This is a genomic window from Cyanobium sp. Candia 9D4, assembly GCF_024346155.1.
Lineage (GTDB): Bacteria > Cyanobacteriota > Cyanobacteriia > PCC-6307 > Cyanobiaceae > Cyanobium > Cyanobium minutissimum.
In genome coordinates this window covers 92,803-114,280 of the sequence record NZ_JAGQCK010000007.1, presented here as the reverse complement: position 1 = coordinate 114,280, position 21,478 = coordinate 92,803, and the positions used below count along the sequence as shown (strand labels likewise).

Sequence of the window (21,478 nt, the reverse complement as noted above, 5' to 3'; positions counted from 1 at the left end):
GGCGGGCCTGTCTATCGCGGAAGAAGTGTGCGTGGCCTCGCGTTGGTCAAATTGCTGATTCCCCGGGAGACGGCTCCCGGTGAGCGGAGGGTCGCTGCGACCCCCGAGACGGTCAGGCGGCTGGTGGCCAAGGGGGCGACCCTGCAGGTGGAGCGGGGGGCGGGCCAGGCGGCCGGCTTCCTGGACGCCGACTACGCCGCCGTGGGTGCCGAGCTGTGGGACGGGGAGGCCAGGGACTGGGAGACGGCCGATGCCGTGCTGTGCGTCCAGCCGCCGCGGCCGGAGGCCCTGGCTCGCCTGCAGGCCGGTGCCCTCCTGGTGGGGCTGCTGGCCCCCTACGGCGCCACGGATCTGGTCCAGAGCCTCAACGACCGGCGTGCCTCCGCCATCGCCCTTGAGCTGCTGCCGCGGATCACCCGGGCCCAGTCGATGGATGTGCTCTCCTCCCAGGCCAACATCGCCGGCTACAAGGCGGTGCTGCTGGCGGCGGCGGCCCTCGATCGCTACGTGCCGATGCTGATGACGGCGGCGGGCACGATCCAGCCCTCCCGGGTGCTGATCCTGGGGGCCGGCGTCGCCGGTCTGCAGGCCCTGGCCACCGCCCGTCGCCTGGGGGGCGTGGTCTACGTCTCGGACGTGCGGCCGGCGGTGAAGGAGCAGGTGGAATCCCTCGGCGGCCGCTTCATCGACCCGCCGCAACTCGAGGAGGCCCCCGCCGAGGTGGGGGGCTACGCCCGCCAGGCCAGCGAGGCCTTCCTGGCGGCCCAGCGCCAGCAGCTGGCCGACCAGCTGGCCCTGGCCGACATGGTCATCTGCACCGCCCTGGTGCCCGGCCGGCCGGCGCCCCGCCTGATCAGCGAGGCCATGCTCGACGGCATGCGGCCCGGCGCCGTGGTCGTCGATCTGGCCGTGGCCCAGGGGGGCAACTGCTTCGGCACGATCCCCGGCGCCACGGTGGAGCGCCGGGGCGTGCTGCTGATCGGGGCCGATGCCCTGCCCAGCACCGTGCCCAACCACGCCAGCGCCCTCTACGCGCGCAACATCGCCGCCCTCATCGAGCATGTGCTGGGCGAGGACGGCTTCCGGCTGGATCCGGAGGATCCGATCCTCGACGGCTGTCTGCTCACCCATGCCGGCGCCTGCCGCCGGGACGACATCGTCGAGCCCGCCGGCCTGTCCCCCATCGGAGCCCGTTCATGAGCCTTCTGACGCAGTCCCTCTGGGTGCTCCTGCTGGGCAGCCTGCTGGGCCTGGAACTGATCGGCAAGGTGCCCCCCACCCTGCACACCCCGCTGATGTCGGGGGCCAACGCCATCAGCGGCATCACCGTGCTGGCCTCCCTCACCCTCATCCAGCAGGCCGGCGACAACACGGCCCTGCTGGTGATCGGAGCCCTCTCCCTGGGCTTCGCCCTCTACAACGTGATCGGCGGCTTCCTCGTCACCGATCGCATGCTCGCCATGTTCCGCCGCAAGGGCGACAGCCGATGACTTTCTCCATGGATGCTTTCGCCGCCGGCATCGACCTGGCGGCCGTTCTCCTGCTCGCCCTCGGCATCAAGGGCCTCTCCAAGGTGAGCTCGGCCCGCGGGGCCAATGGCCTGGCCGCCCTGGCCATGGGCCTGGCCGTGGTCGGCCTGCTGATTCAGATCCGGCCCGATCCGATCGCCTGGCTGTGGATCGCCGCCGGCAGTGCCGCCGGCGGTCTGGCCGGTCTGGTCACCGCCCGCCGGGTGCCGATGACCGCCATGCCGGAAACGGTGGCCCTGTTCAACGGCTGCGGTGGCATGGCCTCCCTGCTGGTGGCCATGGGCGTGGCCGTCTTCGATACCGGCGATGCCGACATCGTCGCCCTGGTGTCGATCGCCGTGTCGGTGTTCGTTGGCGCCATCACCTTCAGCGGCTCGATCGTGGCCATGGCCAAGCTCCAGGGCTGGCTGGACACCCCCGGCTGGACCCAGAGCCGCCTGCGCCATGGCGTCAACATCTCCCTGGCGGTGCTCTGCCTGGTGTCGGCCCTGCTGCTGCCCGGCGATCCCGGCGGCCTGCCCCTGTGGCTGCTGATCGGGGGCTCCACCCTGCTGGGCATCGGCGTCACCCTGCCCATCGGCGGGGCCGACATGCCGGTGGTCATCTCCCTGCTCAACTCCTATTCCGGGGTGGCGGCGGCGGCGGCGGGCTTCGTGGTGGGCAGCCAGCTGCTGATCGTGGCCGGCGCCATGGTGGGCGCGGCGGGCCTGATCCTCACCCAGGTGATGTGCACCGCCATGAACCGCTCCCTGGTGTCGGTGCTCTTCGGCGGTGCCCTCGGGGCCAGCGCCGGGGCCGTGGGCGGCGGCGGCAGCGAGGCGGGCTACACCCGCATCACCAGCTGCAGCGCTGAGGAATGCGCCATGGCGCTGGAGCAGGCCGAGCGGGTGGTGTTCGTGCCGGGTTACGGCCTGGCCGTGGCCCAGGCCCAGCATTCCCTGCGGGAGCTGGCCAAGCTGCTCGAGAGCCATGGGGTGGAGGTGAGCTACGCCATCCATCCGGTGGCGGGACGCATGCCCGGCCACATGAACGTGCTGCTGGCCGAGGCCGACGTGCCCTACGAGCAGCTGCTGGAGATGGACCTGGTCAACCCCGAGTTTCCCCGCACCGACGTGGTGATCGTGCTGGGGGCCAACGACGTGGTGAATCCCCAGGCCAAGAACGACCCCACCAGCCCCCTCTACGGCATGCCGGTGCTGGAGGTGGACCAGGCCCGCCAGGTGTTCGTGGTCAAGCGCAGCCTGGGCGCCGGCTACGCCGGCATCAACAACGCCCTGTTCGAGATGCCCCAGACCGCCATGGTGTTCGGGGATGCCAAGGCGGTGCTCAACGGCCTGCTCAGCGAGCTCCGCTCCATGGGCGTGGGCAAGGTGAAGGTGGCGGCCTGACGTTGGGGGCCCGGTCGTGTCCCAGCTCCCCGACCACCTCGGCCTGACCCCCTTCCGCCAGCGCTCCCCCTGGATCGGGGGGGATCTGCAGACCCTGCGGGACACCCTGCGTCCCCTGCGCTTCCCCCCCGACCGGGCCGAACCGCTGACCATCCCCCTGGCGGATGGCGGGCAGCTGCTGGGGCTGCTCGATCGCCCCGCCGATCGTGCCCCTGTCGCCCTGGTGCTCGTGCTGCACGGGCTGGGGGGATCCAGTGACGGCCCCGGCCCGCGCCGGCTGGCCCTGGCCCTGGTGGCCGAGGGCTTCGCCGTGCTGCGGCTCAACCTGCGGGGGGCCGGCCGGGGCCGGCCGCTTGCCCGGGGCACCTACTGCGCCTGCTGCAGCGAGGATCTGCGTCCCGCCGTGGCCCTGGCCCGGCAGCTGGCCGCCGACCGGCCCCTGTTCGGCGCCGGCATCTCCCTAGGGGGCACGGTGCTGCTCAACGGCAGCCTGGCCGGTCTGGGATTCGATGGCCTGGTCTGCGTCAGCAGCCCGCTCGAGCTCCATGTCTGCGCCGTCCAGTTCGAGCGCCGCCGCAACCGGGTGTACCAGCGCTGGCTGATGCAGCGCCTGCGGGAGCAGACCCTGGCCGATCCGGGCGGGCTGCAGGAGCCCGAACGCCGGGCGCTGGCGGGGCCCGGTCGGGCCCGCACCATCCGGGCCTTTGATGCGGCCATCACCGCCCCGCGCTGGGGCTTCGCCTCGGTGGCCGCCTACTACGACGCCGCCAGCCCCCTGGCGCCCCTGGTCGCGGGCCGGCCCCTGCCTCCCACCCTGCTGCTCCATGCCGGCGACGACCCCTGGGTGCCGGTCGGACCGCTGCGCCAGCTGTCTGCCGCCACCACCGGCGGGGGCGCCGGGGTGCCCCGGATCGTGATCACGCCCCGGGGCGGCCACAACGGCTTCCACGCCCCCGGCGACGGGCCGGCCGCCTGCTGGGCCGACCGGCTGGCGGTGGCCTGGCTGCGGCGCCTCAGCCGGGGGGAAGGGGAGGGCTGAAGGGGGTGCGCCGCACGATCCACTCTTCGATCGGCACCCCGCCGATGACGTGCTCGCGGACGATCCGCTCGATCCGCTCGGGGGTGACGCCCCCGTAGGTGAGGCCTTCGGGCCAGATCAGCAGCACCGGGCCCTCGCAGCAGACGCGCAGGCAGTCGGCCTTGGTGCGCAGCACCACCCCCCGGGGCCGGCCGGGGTCCTCCAGCCCCAGGTCCCGCACCAGCTGCTTGAGCCGGCTCCAGCTGGCTGCGCCCACGGCCGGGTCGCCGCAGAGCGCCATGGTGGGGGTGGCGCAGAGCAGCAGGTGGTGCTGGACCATGCTCACGCCGGCAGGGCCGGCGTCGGATGGCTGCGCAGCGTGGCGGCGGCTTCGCGGGTGGCCTGGCGGGCCCAGCCATCCACCGCCAGCACGTCGTCGAGGGAGGGCGTGCTGTGGTGATCGCTGCGGTGGCGGTCGCAGACGCGCTCGATCAGCTCGGGGATGGCCAGGAAGGGAATCGCCTCCTCCAGGAACAGGGCCACCGCCTGCTCGTTGGCAGCGTTGAGCACGGCCGGCATGGTGCCGCCGGCGCGGCCGGCGGCGTAGGCCAGCGCCATGCAGGGGTACTTCTCCCGGTCGGGGGTGCGGAAGGTGAGCTGGCCCACGGCGGTGAGATCGAGCCGGCGCCAGGGGGTCTCCAGCCGCTCCGGCCAGCTGAGGCAGTAGAGCAGGGGCAGCTTCATGTCGGGCCAGCCCAGCTGGGCCAGCACCGAGGAATCGGCCAGCTCCACCATCGAGTGGATGATGCTCTGGGGGTGGATGACGATCTCGATGTGGTCGTAGTCGAGGCCGAACAGGTAGTGGGCTTCGATCACCTCCAGCCCCTTGTTCATCAGGGTGGCCGAATCCACCGTGATCTTGCGCCCCATGCTCCAGTTGGGGTGGCTGGTGGCATCCGCCACCGTGGCCTTGGCCAGATCGGCGGCGGGCCAGTCGCGGAAGGCGCCGCCGGAGGCGGTGAGCTGGATCCGCCGCAGGCCCGGGGTCGGCACGCCGGTGGAGAGGCGGGCGGTGTCCGCCCAGGGGGTGCCCTGCAGGCACTGGAACAGGGCCGAATGCTCCGAATCGGCGGGCAGCAGCCGGCTGCCGCTTCGCTGGAGTTCGGGCAGCACCACCGGGCCGGCGGCGATCAGGGTCTCCTTGTTGGCCAGGGCCAGGTCCTTGCCGGCCCGGATCGCCGCCAGGGTGGGCAGCAGGCCGGCGCAGCCGACGATGCCGGTGACCACCAGATCGGCGCTGGGCCAGGCCGCCGCGGCACAGAGGCCGTCGGAGCCCCCCAGCAGCTCGGGCAGACGGGCGGGCCGCCGGGCCGGTTCGAGGTCCGCCAGACGGCTGGCCAGTTCGCCGAGCCGGCCGGCATCGGCCAGGGCCACCACCTCCGGCGCATGGCGCAGGATCTGCTCCACCAGCAGATCCAGGTTGTTGCCGGCGGTGAGGGCCACCACCTTGAAGCGGTCGGGGAACTCCTCGGCGATCTCCAGGGTCTGGGTGCCGATCGATCCGGTGGAGCCCAGAACGCTGATGGCCTTCACGCGCGGCTCCCCCATCGGGTTCGTGGGCTCCCAGTGTCCCATCCCCGGTCGCCCTCGCCCGCTGGCTTAACTGGGGCCACACCGATCCCTTCCCATGTCGTGGCTGCAGCGCTGGAACTTCATTGAGCGGGCCCGGATCGAGCGCCAGCTCTGGGAAGCCTTCGAGCGCCGCGAAGACCTGGAGGCGCTGGTGGAGGACTGCCGGGGGGCGGTGGCGGCGGGCGATCGCGAGCGGGCCTTCCAGCTGGAGGTGTGGCAGACCACCCTGCAGCGGATCCGCAAGATCGAGAAGCTGATGGCGGACCGGAGCCCTAAGCCCTGACGGGACGGGAGCTCTGCCAGGCCTTCTGCACCAGGGGCCAGACCGACGCTGGGCTCAGGTGGTCCATGCAGAGGTGTTGCTCCAGCAGACAGTCGGGGTTGTCGAAACGGGCCTGCTGGCAGCCGGTGCAGCGCTGGTCGCTGCTGCTGACCCAGACGTGGCCGGCCCGGGGCGCCCAGAGATCCCGGGGGCTGGCGCCGATGCCCTCGCTGTCGGTGCCGAACAGGGCCACGGTGGGGCAGCCGGCCGCCGCCGCCAGGTGCATCGGGCCAGAATCCACGGCGATGCAGAGCCGGCTGCGGGCCAGGGCGCCCACCAGGGCCGGCAGGGACAGCTGGCCGCGCAGGTCGCGGAGGCCGGTGCGGGCCAGGAGCTCCTGTTCCAGGTGATCCCCCGGCTGGCGGGGTCGGGCGGGCGGGGGGCCGCCGATCAGTCCGATCGCCGTGGCGGGAAGACCCAGCTCCCGGCGGAGCTGGCCGAGCAGGCTGAGCCAGTGCTGCAGCGGCCAGAGTTTGGCGCTGCGTTCACCGTTCACCGCGACCAGCACCGGTGGCACTCCGGCGGGTGGGGGCTGGGAGGGCAGCTCCACCCGCTCGAAGTCGGTGCTGACCCAGGCCACGCGGCAGTGGAGTTCCCGGATGCTGTTGCTGCTGATCCAGCCGGCGTAGCGCGTCACGAGGCTTTGACTGGCCCAGTGGGGGTCGAGGGCGAGGGCCTGCAGGGGATGGGGGCCGGGGGGGAGCCGTGCGGCCCCGACCACGAACCGGGGGGCCAGGGCCGTGACCCAGGCGGGTGTGTGGGGGGCATGGCCATCGGCATTGATGACCAGATCCACGCTGGGGTGGCCGGCCTGGGTCTGGGCATGCCGCCAGGCCGCCAGGGTCGGCAGGGCCTCCATTCCCTGCTCGGCGATGGGCAGGCGGGCATCGAGCCAGGGGTTGAGCTCCTCCAGGGGGAGGGTGCGCCGGCTGCCCACGTAGGTGAGGTGGGCCCCTGGGTATTTGTGGCGCAGGCCCCGCAGCAGCGGCTGCAGCACCACGTAGTTGCCCAGCTTGGGGGCACCGAGCACCACGATCCGGGGGCTCGGCCCGAGGGGCTGGTTCTGGAAGCGGCGCATCAGCAGGCCCTTCCCGTCACGGCCGTGGCGGCCGGCCACGGCCCATCACGTAGCCGACCACCAGCCCGGCCAGGCCGCCGGCCAGGGCACCTTGCAGCTGCCACATCTGCCGGCGGAAGCGCCAGGGCATGGCGCCGAGCTGCAGTCCCACCACCAGGGTGACGGTCACCACGAGGGCCAGCCCGCCGCTGACGGGCCAGCCGCGGGAGATGGCTCCGCGCCCGGCGGTGCGATCGCCGGAGGGGTCGGGGGGCAGCGGGAGGCTCATGGGCCCACGGTGGCCGAAGCGGCCGGCTCGAGCACCCAGCGACTCAGCCAGCGCCGCATCCAGGTGCCGGGGTGGGGGTTGCGGAGGCGGCGGGAACTGTGCAGCCAGAGGCAGTTGAGCAGGTAGGTGGTGCGGTTGCAGGCCGCGAGCCTGGGGTCGCTGCCGATGGTGGCGCTGGCGTCGGGGTTGGCCTGCTGCTGCAGCCGCTGGAGCGTCTCGGGCGCGATCCACTCGATCGCGGCTGAGCGGCGCAGGCGTTCGGCGTAGTCGAGGTCTTCGCAGTAGGCGGGGTGGAAATTGGCATCGAACAGGCCCACCCGGTTCCAGACCCCGGGGGTGATGGCGAACGCGGAGAATTCCTGAGGGGCCGGCAGCAGGGGAAGGAACTGGGGACGGGACGGGTCGATCTGCTGGATCAGTCCGGCCAGAACCCCCGGGGCGAACACCACATCGTTGTTGACCAGCAGGGCATAGGGGGCGTCGGGAAAGGCGGTCAGGATGGCGTTCCAGCTGGCGGCCACCCCCAGATTGCTGAAGGGCCGCGCCACCTGCACCCGGCCGATGGGGGCGGGGGGCTCCCGTTCCAGCCGGGCCAGCAGACGGCTGAGGGCCTCACCATCCTCCAGGCCGGCCTGGAGGCTGTTGTCAACGATGGCGAGGATCTCGACGGGCGCATCGAGACTGTCGAGCAGCCGCAGCAGCAGGTCGGGGCGGTTGAGGATCGGAATTCCCAGCAGGGGAATGGCGGCGGGGCGAACCGTCTGAGGGGTGAGGGTGTCGAGCCGGTCCCAGAAGTCGTCGACCGGCGAGTGATCGCCGCTGAGGGAGGCGTACTGGGCCAGGCAGCCCCAGAGGTCGGGATTGGTGAGCTGGCTGCGGCTGGGGGCCTCGGGCAGGGACCCGAAATAGGTCTGGGTCCATAAAAAAAGCAGGGACCTTGCGGCGGCAAGATCCCCTTTCTGGATGCAGGTGATGTAGTTCCGAGAGAAACGGATTTGATCCAAGGTGACCTCTATGGGCAGAGGTCATCAACCGAAGGTGATCGAGTCCCCTGGATCGGTGGTGGAGATGAAGGCGGAGTCAGCAGCACTGAAGATGTACTCACTGCCACCGATGATGAGCTCGTCGCCTTCGCCCGCGCCGGTGATGACCGTGCCACTGGCGATATCCGAACGGGTTTCGAAGTAGACCTTGTCGATGTCAAAGTCGTTGCCGAGATCGATGGAGGTGTTGCGGGCGGAGCTGCTGAAGCGCAGAACGTCGGCCCCTTCTCCCATTTCGATGGAAGAGGACAGCACCCTGCCGCCGAAGATTAGGGTGTCATCACCGGCGCCCAGGTCCACGTCAACGGAGGTGGCGGTCCGTCGGATGGTGACCTGATCCGCTCCCGTGCCGGCGGTGATGGAGGAATCCGTGATGGCGCCGGTGACCGCGACGTTGTCGCCATCGCCTAGGTCGATGGTGCCGTCGATGAAACTGTTGACATTGACGGAATCATTGCCGCCGGCGGTGCTGATGAAGGCATTATCGGCGACGGCCCCGAAGACAACGCTGTTGTCATCGGCATTGCCGATCAGCGATGTGTCTTCGGAGCGGCTGAGGAATCTGGTTGTGGTGTCGCCGCTTTCGGGGGCCTGGATGCCGACATCACGGATCCTGCCTTCCTGATTGGGGAAGACCTGGGTCCGCAGGGCGTCGCGGAGGTTGCCGGTGACCACCTCGGCTCCGTTGACCGTCTGGGTGAGGGTCTGGCCGATATCCGGGACAAAGAGGGAAAGGGTGTCGGAAGAAGCCACTTAATTTCGCACCGTGAACCAATGTGTAGAAGGTACCGCCTGGGGATCGCGAGGGCATGTATCGGAGATGCCATTTCCGCGTACCTGAACTCTTGACTCACCGAAAGGACGTGTTGAATTCAGATAATCGTCCCCTGCCTTAAGGGCAGCTGCAAGCAGGGCCGACCGGACAAAAAACTTGCAGCGGTTTCCTGGCCGGGCCAGGATTCGCGCCATGGCTGGTTTTCCGATCGTCCACGGGTTCGAGCAGGTGCTGGAAGAGGCCAGACACGCCGAAGCTTGCCAGGAATGGCAAGAAGCCGCCTGCATTTACGCGGATTTGCTGCAGTCTCATGGGGAGAATCCAGCCCTGCTGCTGCGGGCGGCCAATGCCTTGTGGCTGTCCGATCAACCAGAGGAAGCCCTGGTGCTCTACCGGCGTGCCTCGCTGCTGGCGCCCCGGAGCCCTGCCCCGTTCATGGGGATCGGCAACAGCCTGCGTGACCTCAACAGTTTCGAGGCGGCCGACCGGGCCTTCCGGGCGAGCCGCCAGCTGGGGGATGGCCCGGAAGTGGCCTGCAACCATGCCTCGGTGCTGATCGGGCTGGAGGCCTACGAGGAGGCCTTCGCCCTGGCCGAACGCCGTTTCGAACTGGCCAGCCACGCCCCCGGACCGGAGGGAGGGGTGGGGGCCGTGGTGGCCCGGGCGCGGCGGCTGTGCGTCCGCACCGAGCAGGGCCTGGGGGATGGCCTGCAGTACCTGCGCTGGATCCCCCCCCTGATGGAGCAGGCCGCCGCGCGGGGCCAGCCGGTGGTGCTGGAGGTGGAACCCTCGCTGGTGCGGCTGCTGCAGGTGGGGCTGGCCTGGTTGCCCCAGCCACCAGAGGTGCGGGCCAGGCGGGAGCCGCCCGGCGTCGGTCGCGAGGAGCCTGCCGGCGACAACGTGGTGAGCCTGCTGTCGCTGCCGGCGGCCCTCGGGGGTGCCCCCTGCCCCCAGCCGCCGGGGCAGGATGGGCGCGGCACCTACCTGCGGGGCCTGGCCCCGGCCGCCGCCGGGAAGGACTTCGGCCAGCCGCCGCGGATCGGACTCACCTGGGCCAGCGGCCGCAAGCTCAGCGATGGCTTCACAACTCGGGAATACCGCAAGCGCACGCTGCCGGCCGCTGCACTGGTGACGCTGGTGGAGGGGGTGGTGGCTCTGGGTGGTGAGCCGGTGCTGCTGCAGCAGGGGGAGGACCGGCAGTTCTCGAAGCCCGTGGCCCACCTCTTCGGCGACGCCATTGCCCCCGACGGCGATTTTCTGGCCACGGCCCGGATGCTGGCCAGCACCGACCTGCTGATCACGGTGGACACCGCCATGGCCCATCTGGCCGGGGCGATGGGCCATCCGGCCTGGGTGCTGCTGCCCTTCAGCGCAGATCCCCGCTGGCTCCGGCAACGGGCCGACAGCCCCTGGTACCCGAGTCTGCGACTGTTCCGCCAGGCCGACGACCGGGACTGGCGGCCGGTGGTGGAGGCGGTGCTGCAGGCCCTGGCCCACCGCCGCCAACGCTGAGCCGGCGAGATTGGGGGCTCAGCGCAGCAGTTGCAGGCTGAGGATCAGGGCCTCGAAGGCCTCGGCAGCACGGTTCACCTCGTAGCGGGCGGCCACGGTGGCGCGGCCCGCTGCCGCCAGGGCGGCGTAGGCGGGCGGGTCGGCCAGCACGTTCAGCAGGGTGGCGGCGAGCTGATCGGGGTCGTTGAAGGGCACCAGCAGCCCGTTGTGGCCGTGCTGGATCACTTCGTTGATCGGCGGGTTGGCGGAGCCCACCACCAGGGCGCCGGAGGCCATGGCCTCCAGCAGGCTCCAGGAGAGGGCGTAGGGATAGCTGAGGTGGACGTGGACAGCGCTGAGGCGGAACAGGGCCAGCAGATCGCGGTGGGCCAGGGGCGGCAGGACATGGACCCGCTCCAGGGGCAGCCGGTGACCGAGCAGGGCCAGCAGTTCGCCCTTGTGGCCCTCGGGGTGGGAGGAGGGGGCGCCGTAGCCGTTGCCGGTGCCCCCCACGATCACGGCCCGGGCGTCGGGGCGGGCGGCCAGCACGGCCGGCAGGGCCCGCATGACGGAGCGGAAGCCCCGCAGGGGTTCGAGGTTGCGGCTGGCGAAGGTGATCACCGGATCCCCCTTCACCAGGGTGGGGCCGCCCTCCAGCCGCAGGCTGGTGCTGCCGGTGGCGGCGGGCGGCAGGGCGATGCCTTCGTGCAGCACGTGGAAACGGCTGCGCAGGTGCGCTGGGAAGGTGTCGCGGGCGAAGCGGGTGGGCACGACGCAGGCGTCGGCGTCGGCCACGGCCGCCAGGCCCATCAGGTTGCCGCGGCGCCACTGGGCCCGCAGGGCGTCGGAGGGGGCGCCCAGGTCGGCATCGAAGCCGTAGCCGAGCAGGAGCGGGGCGGCATAGAGCTCGGGGTAGGCGATCAGCACCGCCTCGGGCCAGACGTCGCGCAGGTAGAGCAGCTCCCCCCAGCCGCTGTGGCCGATCACGGCCTCCGGGCGATACCCCTCCTCGCGCAGCTGCAGGCAGCGCTCCTGGACCCGGGCGGCCCGGTGCAGATGGGTCTCCAGCTGGGGATCGGCCAGGCCCTCCGGCAGCGCCGGCGGTTGCCAGGCGTAGTCAAACCGCTGGCCGCGGGGGGAGGCCCCCAGGCCGAGCACGCGGTGGCCGCGGCGTTCGAGGGCGGGAGTCAGGTCACGAAACTGGCCGGGATGGTTCTGATGGATCAGCAACAGTTCCATCGGTCAACGCTATTACAATCCCGCTGCCTGAACTGACCTACGTCATGTCGCTCTGGAGCCGTCTGTTCGGACGCCGGGATACGGTGAGCTGGGGTGAAAGAAAGCTGCAGAAAGATAGTGGTCTGCTGGATACGCTGGTGAGCGATCCATGCACCATCCCGATGGAGATGGATCGCCGGCCCCAGATCACGCCCTGGTCGGCGGCGCGGCTGGGCACGATTTTCGCCGATTTCGCCCACGAAGCCACCCCCTCACGGCTGGCGGAGGCCCGGCTGGCCCGCCAGTGCCTGTCGAAGTTCTGGTTGAGTGCACCGATCGACGCGCTGGAGCTTCTCTATGGCTCGGCGGTGGGCGAGAGTTACCGCCAGATGATCAGCGGCGAGCTGGCCTCCCAGCCGCTGCTGCGCGACGAAGAGAGCTGGAGAGACCTTCTCTCCGAGCGGCTCCAGAGCGGTTTCGATCGGCCGGAAATGGCCAACGTTCTGCTGGCGGTGATGCCCTACTTTCGCCGCGGCAAGATGAAAGTGCGCAACTGCGAACAGACTCTTCCGGCCTGGTTGCTGGAGGACTACGCCAGCCTGTTCGAGCCGGAACTGCTGCCGCGCCTGCGCCAGCCCAGCCCCCTGGAGCGTCGGGCCCTGGCACCGGCGGGCTCGGCCGGGGCACGAACGGCGACGGGGCCGGCGACGGGATCGGTGGCCGTGGGGCCGGAGCCGTCGCCCCTGCCCCAGCTCTCCGGCTTCACCGGTGCCCAGGCCCTGCAGCTCACCGGCAGCGAGGAGTTCCTCACCCGCCTCAACGGGCTGCTGAACCTGTTCGAGATCGACCCCGACGATGGCGCCATCCGCCAGGAGCTGGGCGGCTACCGGCGCCAGCTGGGCCAGATCTGGCTGGACACCCCCGATGACCGGTTGCAGCCGTTGTTCGAGAGCACCTTCGGCGATCTCTACCGCAAGGTGCTGCGCAGCGGCTACGCCGGCAGCCACCTGACGGAGGAGGACCGGCAGCTGCGGGCCCAGCTGGCCCAGTACGTGCGCAACATGACCCGACCCAGGGCCGCCCAGGCGGTGCTGGCGGCCCTGCTCTTCTACGCGCCCGGCAAGATCGGCTTCGCCGGTGGGGAGCAGTTCATGCCCCAGTGGCTGCTGGGAGCGCTGCCGAGCCTGTACGTGAAGAGCTGAGCGCGGCTGGCCGCCAGGACGGGGGCCTCACTCGTGGAACTCCTTCCACAGCAGCCAGTAGGTGAGGTACCCGAGCAGGGGCAGCAGAATCATCGGCGCCAGGGCGAGCAGGCTCACCACCGGGGGCAGGTGGAGCACCAGCCAGAGCAGCACCAGGCCGTAGGCGAGGAAGGCCAGGGCGAGGCCCACCCAGCGCTGGCGCAGACGCTCCCTGAAGCGCAGGCGCCAGGCCTTGAAGCGTCGGCGCCGGCGCTGTTCGGGCGGCACGAAGCGCCACCAGTCGCCCTGGGGCCGGGTGCTCAATTGGATCGCAGGCGCTGGAGATTGCGGCGCTGGTCCTCGAACAGACCGGTGAGCAGGCTGATCACCCGCCGCTCGCGCAGGTTGATGTCGGCGGTGAGGGCCATGCCGGCCTGGAGCGGCACGCTGTCCTTGTCGGGCAGGGGGATGGTCTGGCGGCCCAGCTTGAGGATCACCGGGAAATGGAGGCCCTCGGCCTGGGTGCCGAGCACCTGGGCCTGCTCCTCGGGGGTGAGGGCATCGGAGCCGATCCGTTCCACCGTCGCCGGCACGTAGCCGAAGCTGCTGGCGGGGAAGGTCTCGAGCGAAAGTTCGGCGCTCTGGCCCACCTGCACGAAGCCGATGGCCTTGTTGGGCAGATAAACCTTGGCCCGCAGCGAATCCTGGGGGACCACCTTCAGCAGGGGGGTGGTGGCGGCGGCACCCACCACGCTGCCGGCGCTGACGTCGATGTCGAAGACGAGGCCATCGGCGGGAGCCGTGAGCACGCCGTACTGGATCTGGAGACTGGCCTGGCGGATCTGGGCATCGAGGTCACTGATCTGACGCAGGTTGGCTTCGATCGCGGCGCGCAGCTCCACGTCGGTGCCGGAGCCGGTGTTGATCAGCTGGGAGCGCAGCCGGGCGATCTCGCGCTCCTCCTCGGCCACGTTGGTCTGGAGGTCCTGCATGCGGTTGCGGGCCTCGAGCAGCTGCACCTCGCTGACGGCGCCATCGCGCACCAGCGACTGGTAGCGGCGTTCGATGTCGCTGTAGATGCGCAGGGAATCGCGGTAGCCGGCCAGGCGGGTGGTGCTCTTGGCCAGCTCCTCGCGGGCGGCCTCCAGGCGGCTGTTGAGCTCGCGGGCGCGGTCCCGCAGCTGGCTGCGCTGGTTGGCGGTGAGGCCGGCGGTGGCGGCCTCCTCGCCGAGGGTGGCCTTGGCGATGCGGTTCTCGTTGAGCAGCCGCTCGCGGATGCTCTCGGCGGCGGCCAGCTTGCTGCGGGGTTCGCGCAGGTCGAAACGGATCAGGGGCTGGCCCTGCTTCACCGCCTGGCCCTCCTTCACCAGCACTTCCTCCACCACACCGGGGACGGGGGAGGCCACGTCCTTGACGGTGCTGGTGGGTTCGAGCTTGCCGGGCACCGCCACGGTTTCGGAGATCGGGGCGGTGACGCTCCAGAGGCCCAGGGCGGCCACCCCCCCCACCCCGGCCCAGAGCAGCAGGCTGGAGCTGCGGCGGCTCTTGCGCAGCACCACGGTTTCGCGGAACGACCACTCCTGGGCCGCCTCAGAGCCGGAGGTGGCCAGGCCGCTGCCGAAGGGGTGGCTGGCCGGGGCGGGGTCTGTGGGGCCTGTGGGGTCGGCCGCCGGCGCCCCGGCGGGCAGGGAGCCCTGGCCCACCAGATCGACGCGCACCGGAATCACCGGCTGGCGGCGGCTGGAGCGGGGGGAGCGCAGCCAGCTGACGCAGCCGTCGAGCAGGGCGACGAGGCGGGAGGCGGGATCGGAGGCGCGGGGCGGGGTGGCCATCAGCTGAGTCCCTCCTGGTTCTGGCTGCGGTAGAGGGCGTAGTACCAGCCGCGCAACTGCATCAGCTGGCGGTGGCTGCCCTGCTCCATCACGGCACCCCGGTCCATCAGCACGATCAGGTCGGCGGGCTGGACGGTGGAGAGGCGGTGGGTGATGAAGAAGACGGTGCGGCCCCGGAAGGCCTCGAACAGATTGATGCACACCTGGCGCTCGGTGCTGGCGTCCAGGGCGCTGGTGGCCTCGTCGAGGATCAGCATGCGGGGGTTCTGGAGCACGGCCCTGGCTAGGGCGAGGCGCTGGCGCTGGCCGCCGGAGAGGCCGGCGCCCCGCTCGCCGACGCTGGAGTTGTAGCCCTGGGGCATCTGCATGATGAAGTCGTGGGCGCAGGCGATGCGGGCGGCGCGGATCATCTCGGCGGCGGTGGCATCGGGCTTCACCATCAGCAGGTTCTCGCGGATGGTGCCGTCGAAGAGCAGCGAATCCTGGGGCACCACCCCGATTTGCCGACGCAGGGAATAGAGCTCCACCTTGCCGATGTCGAGGCCGTCGATCAGCACGCTGCCCCGCAGGGGGGCGTAGAAGCGGGAGAGGAGTTTGAGCAGGGTGGACTTGCCGCTGCCGGAGCCCCCCACCAGCCCGACGAAGGAGCCGGCGGGGACCTCCAGTTCGACGCCGTCGAGCACCAGGGGCCCCTGGTCGGAGAAGCGGAAGCCCACATCCACGAACTGAACCCGGCCCTGGAGCGGGGGCAGGGGGATGTTGCTGGCCTGCTCCTGGGTCTGCTCGGTGTCGCGGTCGACCACGTCGGCCACCATGCGCAGGGCCTGGCTGTTGAACTGGAAGTCCTGCCAGGTGGCCACCAGCTGCACCAGGGGTTGGCGGATGTAGCCGGAAAGGATGTTGAAGCCGAACAGGGCGCCGATGCTGAGCTCCCCCTTGATGATCAGCCAGACGGCCACGGCGATCACCACCAGCTGCCCCATGTTGCTGAGGAAGGTGGAAAGGTTGGCGATCGATTCGCGGGTCACCTTGAGTTTGAAGTCCTCGCCGATGTAGGCGGCGTAGCGGTTCTGGAACTCCCAGCGGGTCTTGAGTTCGGCGTTCTGGGATTTGATCGTCTGGATGCCGGTGATGGCTTCGGTGAGGAAGCTGGAGGCGCGCACGGCCTGGCCCATGGTGCGTTGGATCTGGCTGCGCACCAGGGGATTGCTCACCAAGCCCACGGCGGCGATCAGGGGCAGGGTGGCCAGGACCACCAGGGTGAGCAGGGGGCTGATGGCGAAGAGGATGGCCAGGTAGATGAGGCTGAAGGCGAAGTCGATCAGCGTGGGCAGGGTCTGGCCGAGCAGGAAGTCGCGCAGGCGATCGAGCTGGGAGAAGTAGAAGGTGATCTGGCCCACGGGGCGGGAATCGAAGAAGCCCTGGGGCAGGCGCACCATCTGGTCGAGGATCGTGGCCTTGGCGTCCTGGTCGACGCGGTTGGCCAGATCGGTGAACAGGAAGCTGCGCAGGGTCTTGAAGATGCTCTCCACCAGGGTGGCCAGCAGCATCACGCTGGCGATGCTCACCAGGGCGCCGAGGTTGCGGCTGGCCACCACGCTCTGGATCAGCACCATCAGGCCGAGGGGGAAGACCAGCCGCAGGGCGTTGATCACCACCGAGGCCACCACCACTTCGATCAGTTCGCGGCGGTGCTGACGCAGGAAGGGGACATACCAGCTCCAGGTGAAGCGCTGCTGCTTGGCATCGGGTTTGCGGTCGAACAGCAGCAGCTCCACCAGGCCGCCGTCGTGGGTGATGAGCTCTTCGGCGGGCACCAGCAGGGCGCCGAGCTCGGCCTCCAGCAGGCGGGCGCGGCCGTCGGGCTCGACGCCGTCGAGCAGGCCGAAATGGCCGTTCTGGAACAGCAGGGCCGGGGCGGGCACCCGGGCCAGGCGGCTGGCAGGCACGCGGGAGAGCACCACCCGCAGGCCGAGGGTGTCCATGATCTGGCCGATGTTGACCAGGTTGAGCCGGTCCTGGCGCTGCAGGATGGCGTCCACCTGATCGGCCAGGGCATCGCGGTTGAGGGGCAGGCCGAAGTAGTCGGCCAGGGCCTGGCAGAGGGCGATGGGCACGGCCCGGGGGCCGCTGGCGCGGGCCAGGGCGAGGTCGCCGGCGCGATCGCCGGCCCGGCGGGGCGGGGGCTCAAGGGCGGGGGCGTAGGTGCCGCCGGCCTCCTCCGCCAGCACGGTGGGGGCGAGGGGTTCGGCGCCGAGGGTGATCGGCGCCTCCGCCTCGCGCGGGATCGCCAGGCCCACGAGCCGCAGCCAGGGGGCCTCGGGGCCGGGGGCCGCCAGGGGACGGTCCGACCAGGGCTCGGCCAGGGGCAGGCCGCTGCTGGCGTACCAGCGGAAGCCGGGGGGCAGGCCCAGCTCGGTGGGGGCGCCGGGCCGCAGGCTGCGCAGACGCACCTGGTTGGTGGGGATGGGCCAGTCGTCGAGGAGGGCTTCGCCGAGGGGATCCCGCTTCGCCAGGGCCAGCAGCAGGGTGTGGAGCTCGGCGGTGCTGGGCCGGTTGGCGAACCAGTCCGCGAAGTCGGGATGACCCTGGAGAAGGTCGCGGAAGGCGGCGGCGGGGAGCAGCAGGGCCTCCACGTCGGTGGTGGCGCGCAGATGTTCGCAGGGATCGCGGCGCAGCAGGCCGGCCCAGCCGGCCAGGGAGCCGGGGCCGAGGCGCTCGATCGTGCGCAGGCCCCGGCCGCTGGGGCCGGGGCCGAGGCTGCGCAGCTGGCCGCTGCAGAGCAGCAGCACACCCTCGGGCAACACGTCGGGGCGCAGGACGGTCTGGCCGATGCGGAAGCGCAGGGGCTCCAGCAGGGGGTCGATGGCGTCGCGACGGGCGGGCGGCAGCCGGTCGAAGGGCGCGAAGTCGTTGAGCAGGCCGCTGATGGCTTCGGGGGAGGAGGTCATGGGCTGTCGTCCTCCTGCAGCAGCGCGAGCATCGCGTCGAGGGGCGGCAGCGGCTGACCGTCCAGGAGGAGCCGCACCCGCTGCTCGAGCCATTCCTCGAAGAGTTCGCCCATCATGCGCTCCCTGGTGGCGTCGTTCAACTCGGCCGGCAGGAACTGTTCAAGCCTCAGCACCACCCAGCTGTCGCCCGCCTGGAAGGGTTCGAACAGCTGGCCCGGGCGGGCCCGGCGCAGGCGGCTGACCAGGCTGTCGTGGCCGGTGGCGAGGGCCAGGGGGCCGATCTGGCCGCGGCAGTGGCGCTCGGGGCCTTCGGAATGGAGCGGGGCGAGGTCGGCGAAGTCGGCTTCCCCTTCGGCGATCTGGTGATGGAGCTCGGCGGCGAGGCCCTCGCTGTCCACCCGCAGCAGCGAATAGACCACCTGGTCGAGCTCGGGCTTGCGCTGCAGGAAGCGCACCTCCACCTCGTCGTTCCAGCGGCAGCGCACCAGGCGCTGCAGGCGCCGCTTCTGGGTGGCGAGGATGCGCAGGTCGTCGAAGACCAGGCCGCGCTCCTGCAGCCAGCCGGGCACGTGCTCGTCGTCGGTGATACCGCGGCGCTGCAGGAAAGCGGCCATCAGGGCCTTCTCCTCCCCCACGGGCAGGGGGATGGCGTGCACGAGCTGGTCGAGCACCCAGGCGCGGGCCAGGGGATGGGCCTGGCCCTGCTGGCGGATGAGGCGGTTGAGCTCGGAGAGGGCCAGCCAGGGGCGGCCGGGCGGAAGCTCCACCACCGCCGGCTCCGGCAGGCCGGCGAGGGGTTCGGGCAGGGTGTCGCGGGGGGTGGTCATGGGGCGGACCTCCGGTGGGGCAGCTGGAGGCGATCGAGGGCGTCGGCCATCAGGGCCAGGCCGTTGTCGCGGCTCCAGGTGGCGCGGGCGTAGGCGAAGGCGGCGGCACCCATGGCCCGCCAGGCGCCGTCATCGTCGACCAGGTGGAGCACGGCCCGGCACCAGTCGTCGGGGCTGCGGGCGATCAGCACCTCCTGGCCGTGGCGCAGGCCGGTGGCCTCGGCGGCCAGGGGGCTGAGCACCTGGGGGATGCCATGGGCGGCGGCGGCCACCACCTTGCCCTTGAGGCCGGCGCCGGAGCGCAGCGGTGCCACGAACAGGCGATGGCGGGCGTACACGGTGGCGGGATCGGCCACCCAGCCCTCGACGATCACGCCGGGTTCGGCGCCCCAGCGGGCGGCCAGGGCGGAGTCAAGGCCGCTGCCATAAAGGTGAAGGCGCAGTTCGGGCCGCTGCTGGAGCAGGGCGGGCCACACCTGCTGCAGGAAGGCCTCGACGGCGTCGCGGTTGGGGGGGTGGCCGTAGCTGCCCAGGAAGGCGAGGCCGCTGCGGCCCTCGAGGGGGGCGGGGGTCTCCGGGCCGTGCACCACCCAGGGGCAGGGGGCGGTGGCGGCCTCGCCGAGGGTCTCGGCCTCGATCACCGCCCGTTCCACGTCGGAATAGCTGAAGGTGAGATCCACCTGGCGCATCACCGCCAGCTCCTGGCGCTTCACCTCCTCCACCGCCTCGAGGGCACGGCGGCCCGCGTCGCCGTCGAGGCCTTCGGCGCGGGCGGCCCGCAGCTGGCGCAGGTGGTGCAGGTCGGCGTTGCAGAACAGCAGGCGGGCCTGGGGGGCGTGGCGCTGGATCAGGGGCAGGGCCGCGGCGGCCACCGTGTACCGGGTGAGATAGATCAGATCGAAGCTGGCGCCGCGTTCGGCCAGAAACCGCTCGAGGGAGAGCACGAAGGGGGCATGGAGGACCTCGACCCCGCGGCGCTGGAGCTCCTGGCTGTAGTTGGCCAGCCAGGCGAGGTTGAGGGGCAGCAGGGTCACCTTCCAGCCCAGGGCCTGGAGCAGCTCGATCTCCACCAGGGCGGCGTGGCTGCCGGCATCGCGATCGGGCCGGGGGGTCTCCTGGTCGAGGAACAGGGCGCGGCCGAGGATGCCGCGGTCCTTGATGGTTTCGGCGCCGGCGTGGCTGGGTTCCGGGCTGCCCTGGAAGGCCCCGGCCCATTTCTGCTGGAAGACAGGGCCGTTGACGGCCTGGAAGCGCTTGAGGCCGGTGTCGGCGCCCGTGTCGGTGCCACAGCTGAGACCTTCGTGGTGGATCACCCGCGCCAGGGGGGTGTAGCGCACGCTGTGGCCGGCCTGGCGCACCTTGAAGGCCAGGTCGGTGTCTTCGTAGTAGGCGGGTGAGAACTCGGGGCTGAAGCCCCCGAGCGTGTTCCACAGCTCACGGCGGATGGCGAGGGCGGCGGCGCTGACGTAATCCACCTGGCGGGCGTAGGCGACGCGGGGGTCGTGGGGGTTGCCGCCACGGCCGTAGTTCCAGGGTTCGCCGTTGCCCCAGACGATGCCGCCGGCTTCCTGCAGGCGGCCGTCGGGATAGAGCAGCTGGGCGCCCACCAGGCCGGTGTCGTCCCAGCGCTCGAAGGGATCGAGCAGCTCCTCCAGCCAGGCGGCGCAGGGTTCGGTGTCGTTGTTGAGCAGCACCAGAAAGGGGGCGCGGGCGGCGGCGGCGCCGCTGCAGCAGGCCTGGTTGAAGCCGCGGGAAAAGTCGTGGTGGATGACGCGCACCCCGGGAGCCTCGGCAGCCAGGGCGTCGGCGGTGCCGTCCGTCGAGCCGTCGTCGACCACCAGCACCTCGAAGGGGACGCGGGTGGGGGCGTAGGCGATCGCCGCCAGGCAGCGGCGGGTGACGGCGTACTGGTTGTGCACCGGGATCACGATCGACACCAGGGGATCGGCGGCGATCGGCAGGTGCAGGGGCTGGCGCGGCACGGCGCCGCCGTCGGGGCCGGGTTCCAGGCCGCGGCCCTCGCGGGGCAGGGGGTGTTCCAGCAGGCGCTGCAGCAGGGGCAGGTCGGGGGGCAGGGGGGTGCCGTGGGCGTCGGCCCAGGCGAGCCAGGTGCGCAGGCTGCGGTAGCGCTCGCGGGCCAGGGGGGCGAACTCGTCGGGGAAGGGGGGACGGGCGTGCTCCTGCAGGGCCGCCCAGGGGGTGAGGTGGAAGGGCAGCAGCTCGAAGCGCTGATCCAGCACCTGGCCGGTGGCGGTCTCCAGCTGCAGGTGGTGGATGGCGCCGTCGCTGAGGGCGGTGGGCAGCAGTTGCTGGAAGGGCCAGGGCCCCTCCGGCAGGGGGGCGGGGGGCGCGATGGGCAGGCTGGTGGCGCCATCGAGGCGCAGCAGCAGGGGCTCGGGGCCCCTGCCCCAGCCGTGCAGCAGGGGGGCCTCCAGGCGGGTGAAGGCCCCGTCGCGCACCGGACCGTGCTGCCGCTGCTGGTCGATCTGGGCGTAGGTGGCCGCATCGAGGCGCATCGGACTGCCGGCCAGCTCGACGCCGCCCTCGGCGGCCAGCACCCGCAGCACCAGCCCCTGGCCATAGGGGGGCAGGGGATGGTCGGGTCCCCACCAGAAGCGGAAACCGCAGGGCTGGGCGAGGCCCAGGGGCTGCAGATCGGGCCGGGCCTGAGCCGCCGCCAGTTCGGCGACCAGCCGGCGCTGGCCTGGAACGAGCAGGTCGTCGATCAGCAGCTGCAGGCGCAGGGGGGGGGCGTCGGGCTGCAGGGGCCAGGGGCAGGCCCAGCCGCCCAGTCCGCCCTCCTGACTCCAGCCTTCGAGCCGGCCCACCAGGCCGGGGCGACGCCACTCAGCGAGGGAGGCTCCGCTGCCTTCCAGGGTGCCGGGCGGCTCGGCGAGCATCGCAGCCATGCTGGAATCGTTGGCG

Annotated in this window: 19 protein-coding genes; 7 read left to right on the top strand and 12 right to left on the bottom strand. The window is 71.4% G+C overall.

The window, feature by feature from the left end; all coding sequences use genetic code 11:
• Positions 1–42 precede the first annotated feature (42 nt).
• From KBZ08_RS13425 to KBZ08_RS13410, 4 genes are read left to right on the top strand one after another with little or no spacing between them, the layout of a single operon-like run.
• Positions 43–1,200 (top strand): NAD(P) transhydrogenase subunit alpha, encoded by a 1,158-nt coding sequence (locus tag KBZ08_RS13425; protein WP_219904394.1) that lies wholly within the window; start codon positions 43–45, stop codon positions 1,198–1,200.
• Positions 1,197–1,490 carry an NAD(P) transhydrogenase subunit alpha gene (locus KBZ08_RS13420; protein ID WP_015108787.1) on the top strand — a complete coding sequence of 98 codons (294 nt, stop codon included), beginning with the start codon at positions 1,197–1,199 and terminating at the stop codon, positions 1,488–1,490. The genes KBZ08_RS13425 and KBZ08_RS13420 overlap by 4 nt, the downstream gene beginning before the upstream one ends.
• Positions 1,491–1,498: 8 nt before the next feature.
• A complete protein-coding gene (locus KBZ08_RS13415) occupies positions 1,499–2,917 on the top strand; it encodes an NAD(P)(+) transhydrogenase (Re/Si-specific) subunit beta (protein WP_254973626.1) in 1,419 nt (472 codons plus the stop codon).
• Positions 2,918–2,933: 16 nt separating this feature from the next.
• On the top strand, positions 2,934–3,956 hold the full coding sequence (locus KBZ08_RS13410; protein WP_254973624.1) for an alpha/beta fold hydrolase: 1,023 nt from the start codon (positions 2,934–2,936) through the stop codon (positions 3,954–3,956).
• On the opposite strand, the gene KBZ08_RS13405 is transcribed toward KBZ08_RS13410, so the two are convergent.
• Both KBZ08_RS13405 and KBZ08_RS13400 read right to left on the bottom strand, forming a co-directional pair.
• Positions 3,931–4,275, bottom strand: a complete 345-nt coding sequence (locus tag KBZ08_RS13405) for a ferredoxin (RefSeq protein ID WP_254973622.1) — start codon at positions 4,273–4,275, stop codon at positions 3,931–3,933. The genes KBZ08_RS13410 and KBZ08_RS13405 overlap by 26 nt on opposite strands.
• A gap of 2 nt (positions 4,276–4,277) precedes the next feature.
• Positions 4,278–5,528 carry a 1-deoxy-D-xylulose-5-phosphate reductoisomerase gene (locus KBZ08_RS13400; RefSeq protein WP_254973644.1) on the bottom strand — a complete coding sequence of 417 codons (1,251 nt, stop codon included), beginning with the start codon at positions 5,526–5,528 and terminating at the stop codon, positions 4,278–4,280.
• A 94-nt stretch (positions 5,529–5,622) separates the two neighbouring features.
• Here KBZ08_RS13400 and KBZ08_RS13395 point away from each other — a divergent pair, with 94 nt between their 5' ends.
• A complete protein-coding gene (locus KBZ08_RS13395) occupies positions 5,623–5,850 on the top strand; it encodes a hypothetical protein (protein ID WP_254973620.1) in 228 nt (75 codons plus the stop codon).
• Here KBZ08_RS13395 and KBZ08_RS13390 read toward each other — a convergent pair.
• From KBZ08_RS13390 to KBZ08_RS13375, 4 genes are read right to left on the bottom strand one after another with little or no spacing between them, the layout of a single operon-like run.
• Positions 5,840–7,006, bottom strand: a complete 1,167-nt coding sequence (locus KBZ08_RS13390) for a glycosyltransferase family 9 protein (RefSeq protein WP_254973617.1) — start codon at positions 7,004–7,006, stop codon at positions 5,840–5,842. The genes KBZ08_RS13395 and KBZ08_RS13390 overlap by 11 nt on opposite strands.
• Positions 6,984–7,235, bottom strand: a complete 252-nt coding sequence (locus KBZ08_RS13385) for a hypothetical protein (protein WP_254973616.1) — start codon at positions 7,233–7,235, stop codon at positions 6,984–6,986. The genes KBZ08_RS13390 and KBZ08_RS13385 overlap by 23 nt, the downstream gene beginning before the upstream one ends.
• Positions 7,232–8,239 (bottom strand): glycosyltransferase family 2 protein, encoded by a 1,008-nt coding sequence (locus KBZ08_RS13380; protein ID WP_219904398.1) that lies wholly within the window; start codon positions 8,237–8,239, stop codon positions 7,232–7,234. The genes KBZ08_RS13385 and KBZ08_RS13380 overlap by 4 nt, the downstream gene beginning before the upstream one ends.
• 24 nt (positions 8,240–8,263) lie before the next feature.
• Positions 8,264–9,031: a hypothetical protein gene (locus KBZ08_RS13375; protein ID WP_254973614.1), complete on the bottom strand. Its 768-nt coding sequence runs from the start codon at positions 9,029–9,031 to the stop codon at positions 8,264–8,266.
• A 319-nt stretch (positions 9,032–9,350) separates the two neighbouring features.
• Between KBZ08_RS13375 and KBZ08_RS13370 the strand changes: the two genes are divergently transcribed.
• Positions 9,351–10,565, top strand: coding sequence for a hypothetical protein (locus KBZ08_RS13370; RefSeq protein WP_254973613.1), 1,215 nt, complete (start codon positions 9,351–9,353; stop codon positions 10,563–10,565).
• Positions 10,566–10,583: 18 nt separating this feature from the next.
• Here KBZ08_RS13370 and KBZ08_RS13365 read toward each other — a convergent pair whose 3' ends face one another.
• Positions 10,584–11,783, bottom strand: coding sequence for a glycosyltransferase (locus KBZ08_RS13365; protein WP_254973611.1), 1,200 nt, complete (start codon positions 11,781–11,783; stop codon positions 10,584–10,586).
• A 137-nt stretch (positions 11,784–11,920) separates the two neighbouring features.
• On the opposite strand from KBZ08_RS13365, the gene KBZ08_RS13360 reads away from it, so the two are divergent.
• Entirely contained in the window at positions 11,921–12,964 is a 1,044-nt protein-coding gene (locus tag KBZ08_RS13360) for a hypothetical protein (RefSeq protein ID WP_254973609.1), read from the top strand.
• Positions 12,965–12,991: 27 nt separating this feature from the next.
• Here the strand turns inward: KBZ08_RS13360 and KBZ08_RS13355 are convergent, their stop codons facing one another.
• Genes KBZ08_RS13355 through KBZ08_RS13335 form a run of 5 tightly spaced genes read right to left on the bottom strand, consistent with a single transcriptional unit; the run spans position 12,992 to position 21,462 of the window.
• Positions 12,992–13,267 (bottom strand): hypothetical protein, encoded by a 276-nt coding sequence (locus KBZ08_RS13355; protein ID WP_254973607.1) that lies wholly within the window; start codon positions 13,265–13,267, stop codon positions 12,992–12,994.
• Positions 13,264–14,775, bottom strand: a complete 1,512-nt coding sequence (locus KBZ08_RS13350) for an HlyD family efflux transporter periplasmic adaptor subunit (RefSeq protein ID WP_254973605.1) — start codon at positions 14,773–14,775, stop codon at positions 13,264–13,266. The genes KBZ08_RS13355 and KBZ08_RS13350 overlap by 4 nt, the downstream gene beginning before the upstream one ends.
• Positions 14,775–17,726: an ABC transporter transmembrane domain-containing protein gene (locus KBZ08_RS13345; protein ID WP_254973602.1), complete on the bottom strand. Its 2,952-nt coding sequence runs from the start codon at positions 17,724–17,726 to the stop codon at positions 14,775–14,777. Before KBZ08_RS13345 ends, KBZ08_RS13350 begins: the two co-directional genes overlap by 1 nt.
• Positions 17,723–18,553, bottom strand: coding sequence for a peptidylprolyl isomerase (locus KBZ08_RS13340; RefSeq protein WP_254973600.1), 831 nt, complete (start codon positions 18,551–18,553; stop codon positions 17,723–17,725). Before KBZ08_RS13340 ends, KBZ08_RS13345 begins: the two co-directional genes overlap by 4 nt.
• On the bottom strand, positions 18,550–21,462 hold the full coding sequence (locus KBZ08_RS13335; RefSeq protein WP_254973598.1) for a glycosyltransferase: 2,913 nt from the start codon (positions 21,460–21,462) through the stop codon (positions 18,550–18,552). The genes KBZ08_RS13340 and KBZ08_RS13335 overlap by 4 nt, the downstream gene beginning before the upstream one ends.
• Between the last annotated feature and the right edge of the window lie 16 nt (positions 21,463–21,478).

Bases quoted from the DNA above. Each gene is read 5' to 3' on its own strand.
- KBZ08_RS13420 (WP_015108787.1), top strand. From the start codon at position 1,197: ATGAGCCTTCTGACGCAGTCCCTCTGGGTGCTCCTGCTGGGCAGCCTG.
- KBZ08_RS13415 (WP_254973626.1), top strand. From the start codon at position 1,499: ATGGATGCTTTCGCCGCCGGCATCGACCTGGCGGCCGTTCTCCTGCTC.
- KBZ08_RS13405 (WP_254973622.1), bottom strand. From the start codon at position 4,275: ATGGTCCAGCACCACCTGCTGCTCTGCGCCACCCCCACCATGGCGCTC.
- KBZ08_RS13395 (WP_254973620.1), top strand. From the start codon at position 5,623: ATGTCGTGGCTGCAGCGCTGGAACTTCATTGAGCGGGCCCGGATCGAG.
- KBZ08_RS13385 (WP_254973616.1), bottom strand. From the start codon at position 7,235: ATGAGCCTCCCGCTGCCCCCCGACCCCTCCGGCGATCGCACCGCCGGG.
- KBZ08_RS13365 (WP_254973611.1), bottom strand. From the start codon at position 11,783: ATGGAACTGTTGCTGATCCATCAGAACCATCCCGGCCAGTTTCGTGAC.
- KBZ08_RS13350 (WP_254973605.1), bottom strand. From the start codon at position 14,775: ATGGCCACCCCGCCCCGCGCCTCCGATCCCGCCTCCCGCCTCGTCGCC.
- KBZ08_RS13345 (WP_254973602.1), bottom strand. From the start codon at position 17,726: ATGACCTCCTCCCCCGAAGCCATCAGCGGCCTGCTCAACGACTTCGCG.
- KBZ08_RS13340 (WP_254973600.1), bottom strand. From the start codon at position 18,553: ATGACCACCCCCCGCGACACCCTGCCCGAACCCCTCGCCGGCCTGCCG.
- KBZ08_RS13335 (WP_254973598.1), bottom strand. From the start codon at position 21,462: ATGGCTGCGATGCTCGCCGAGCCGCCCGGCACCCTGGAAGGCAGCGGA.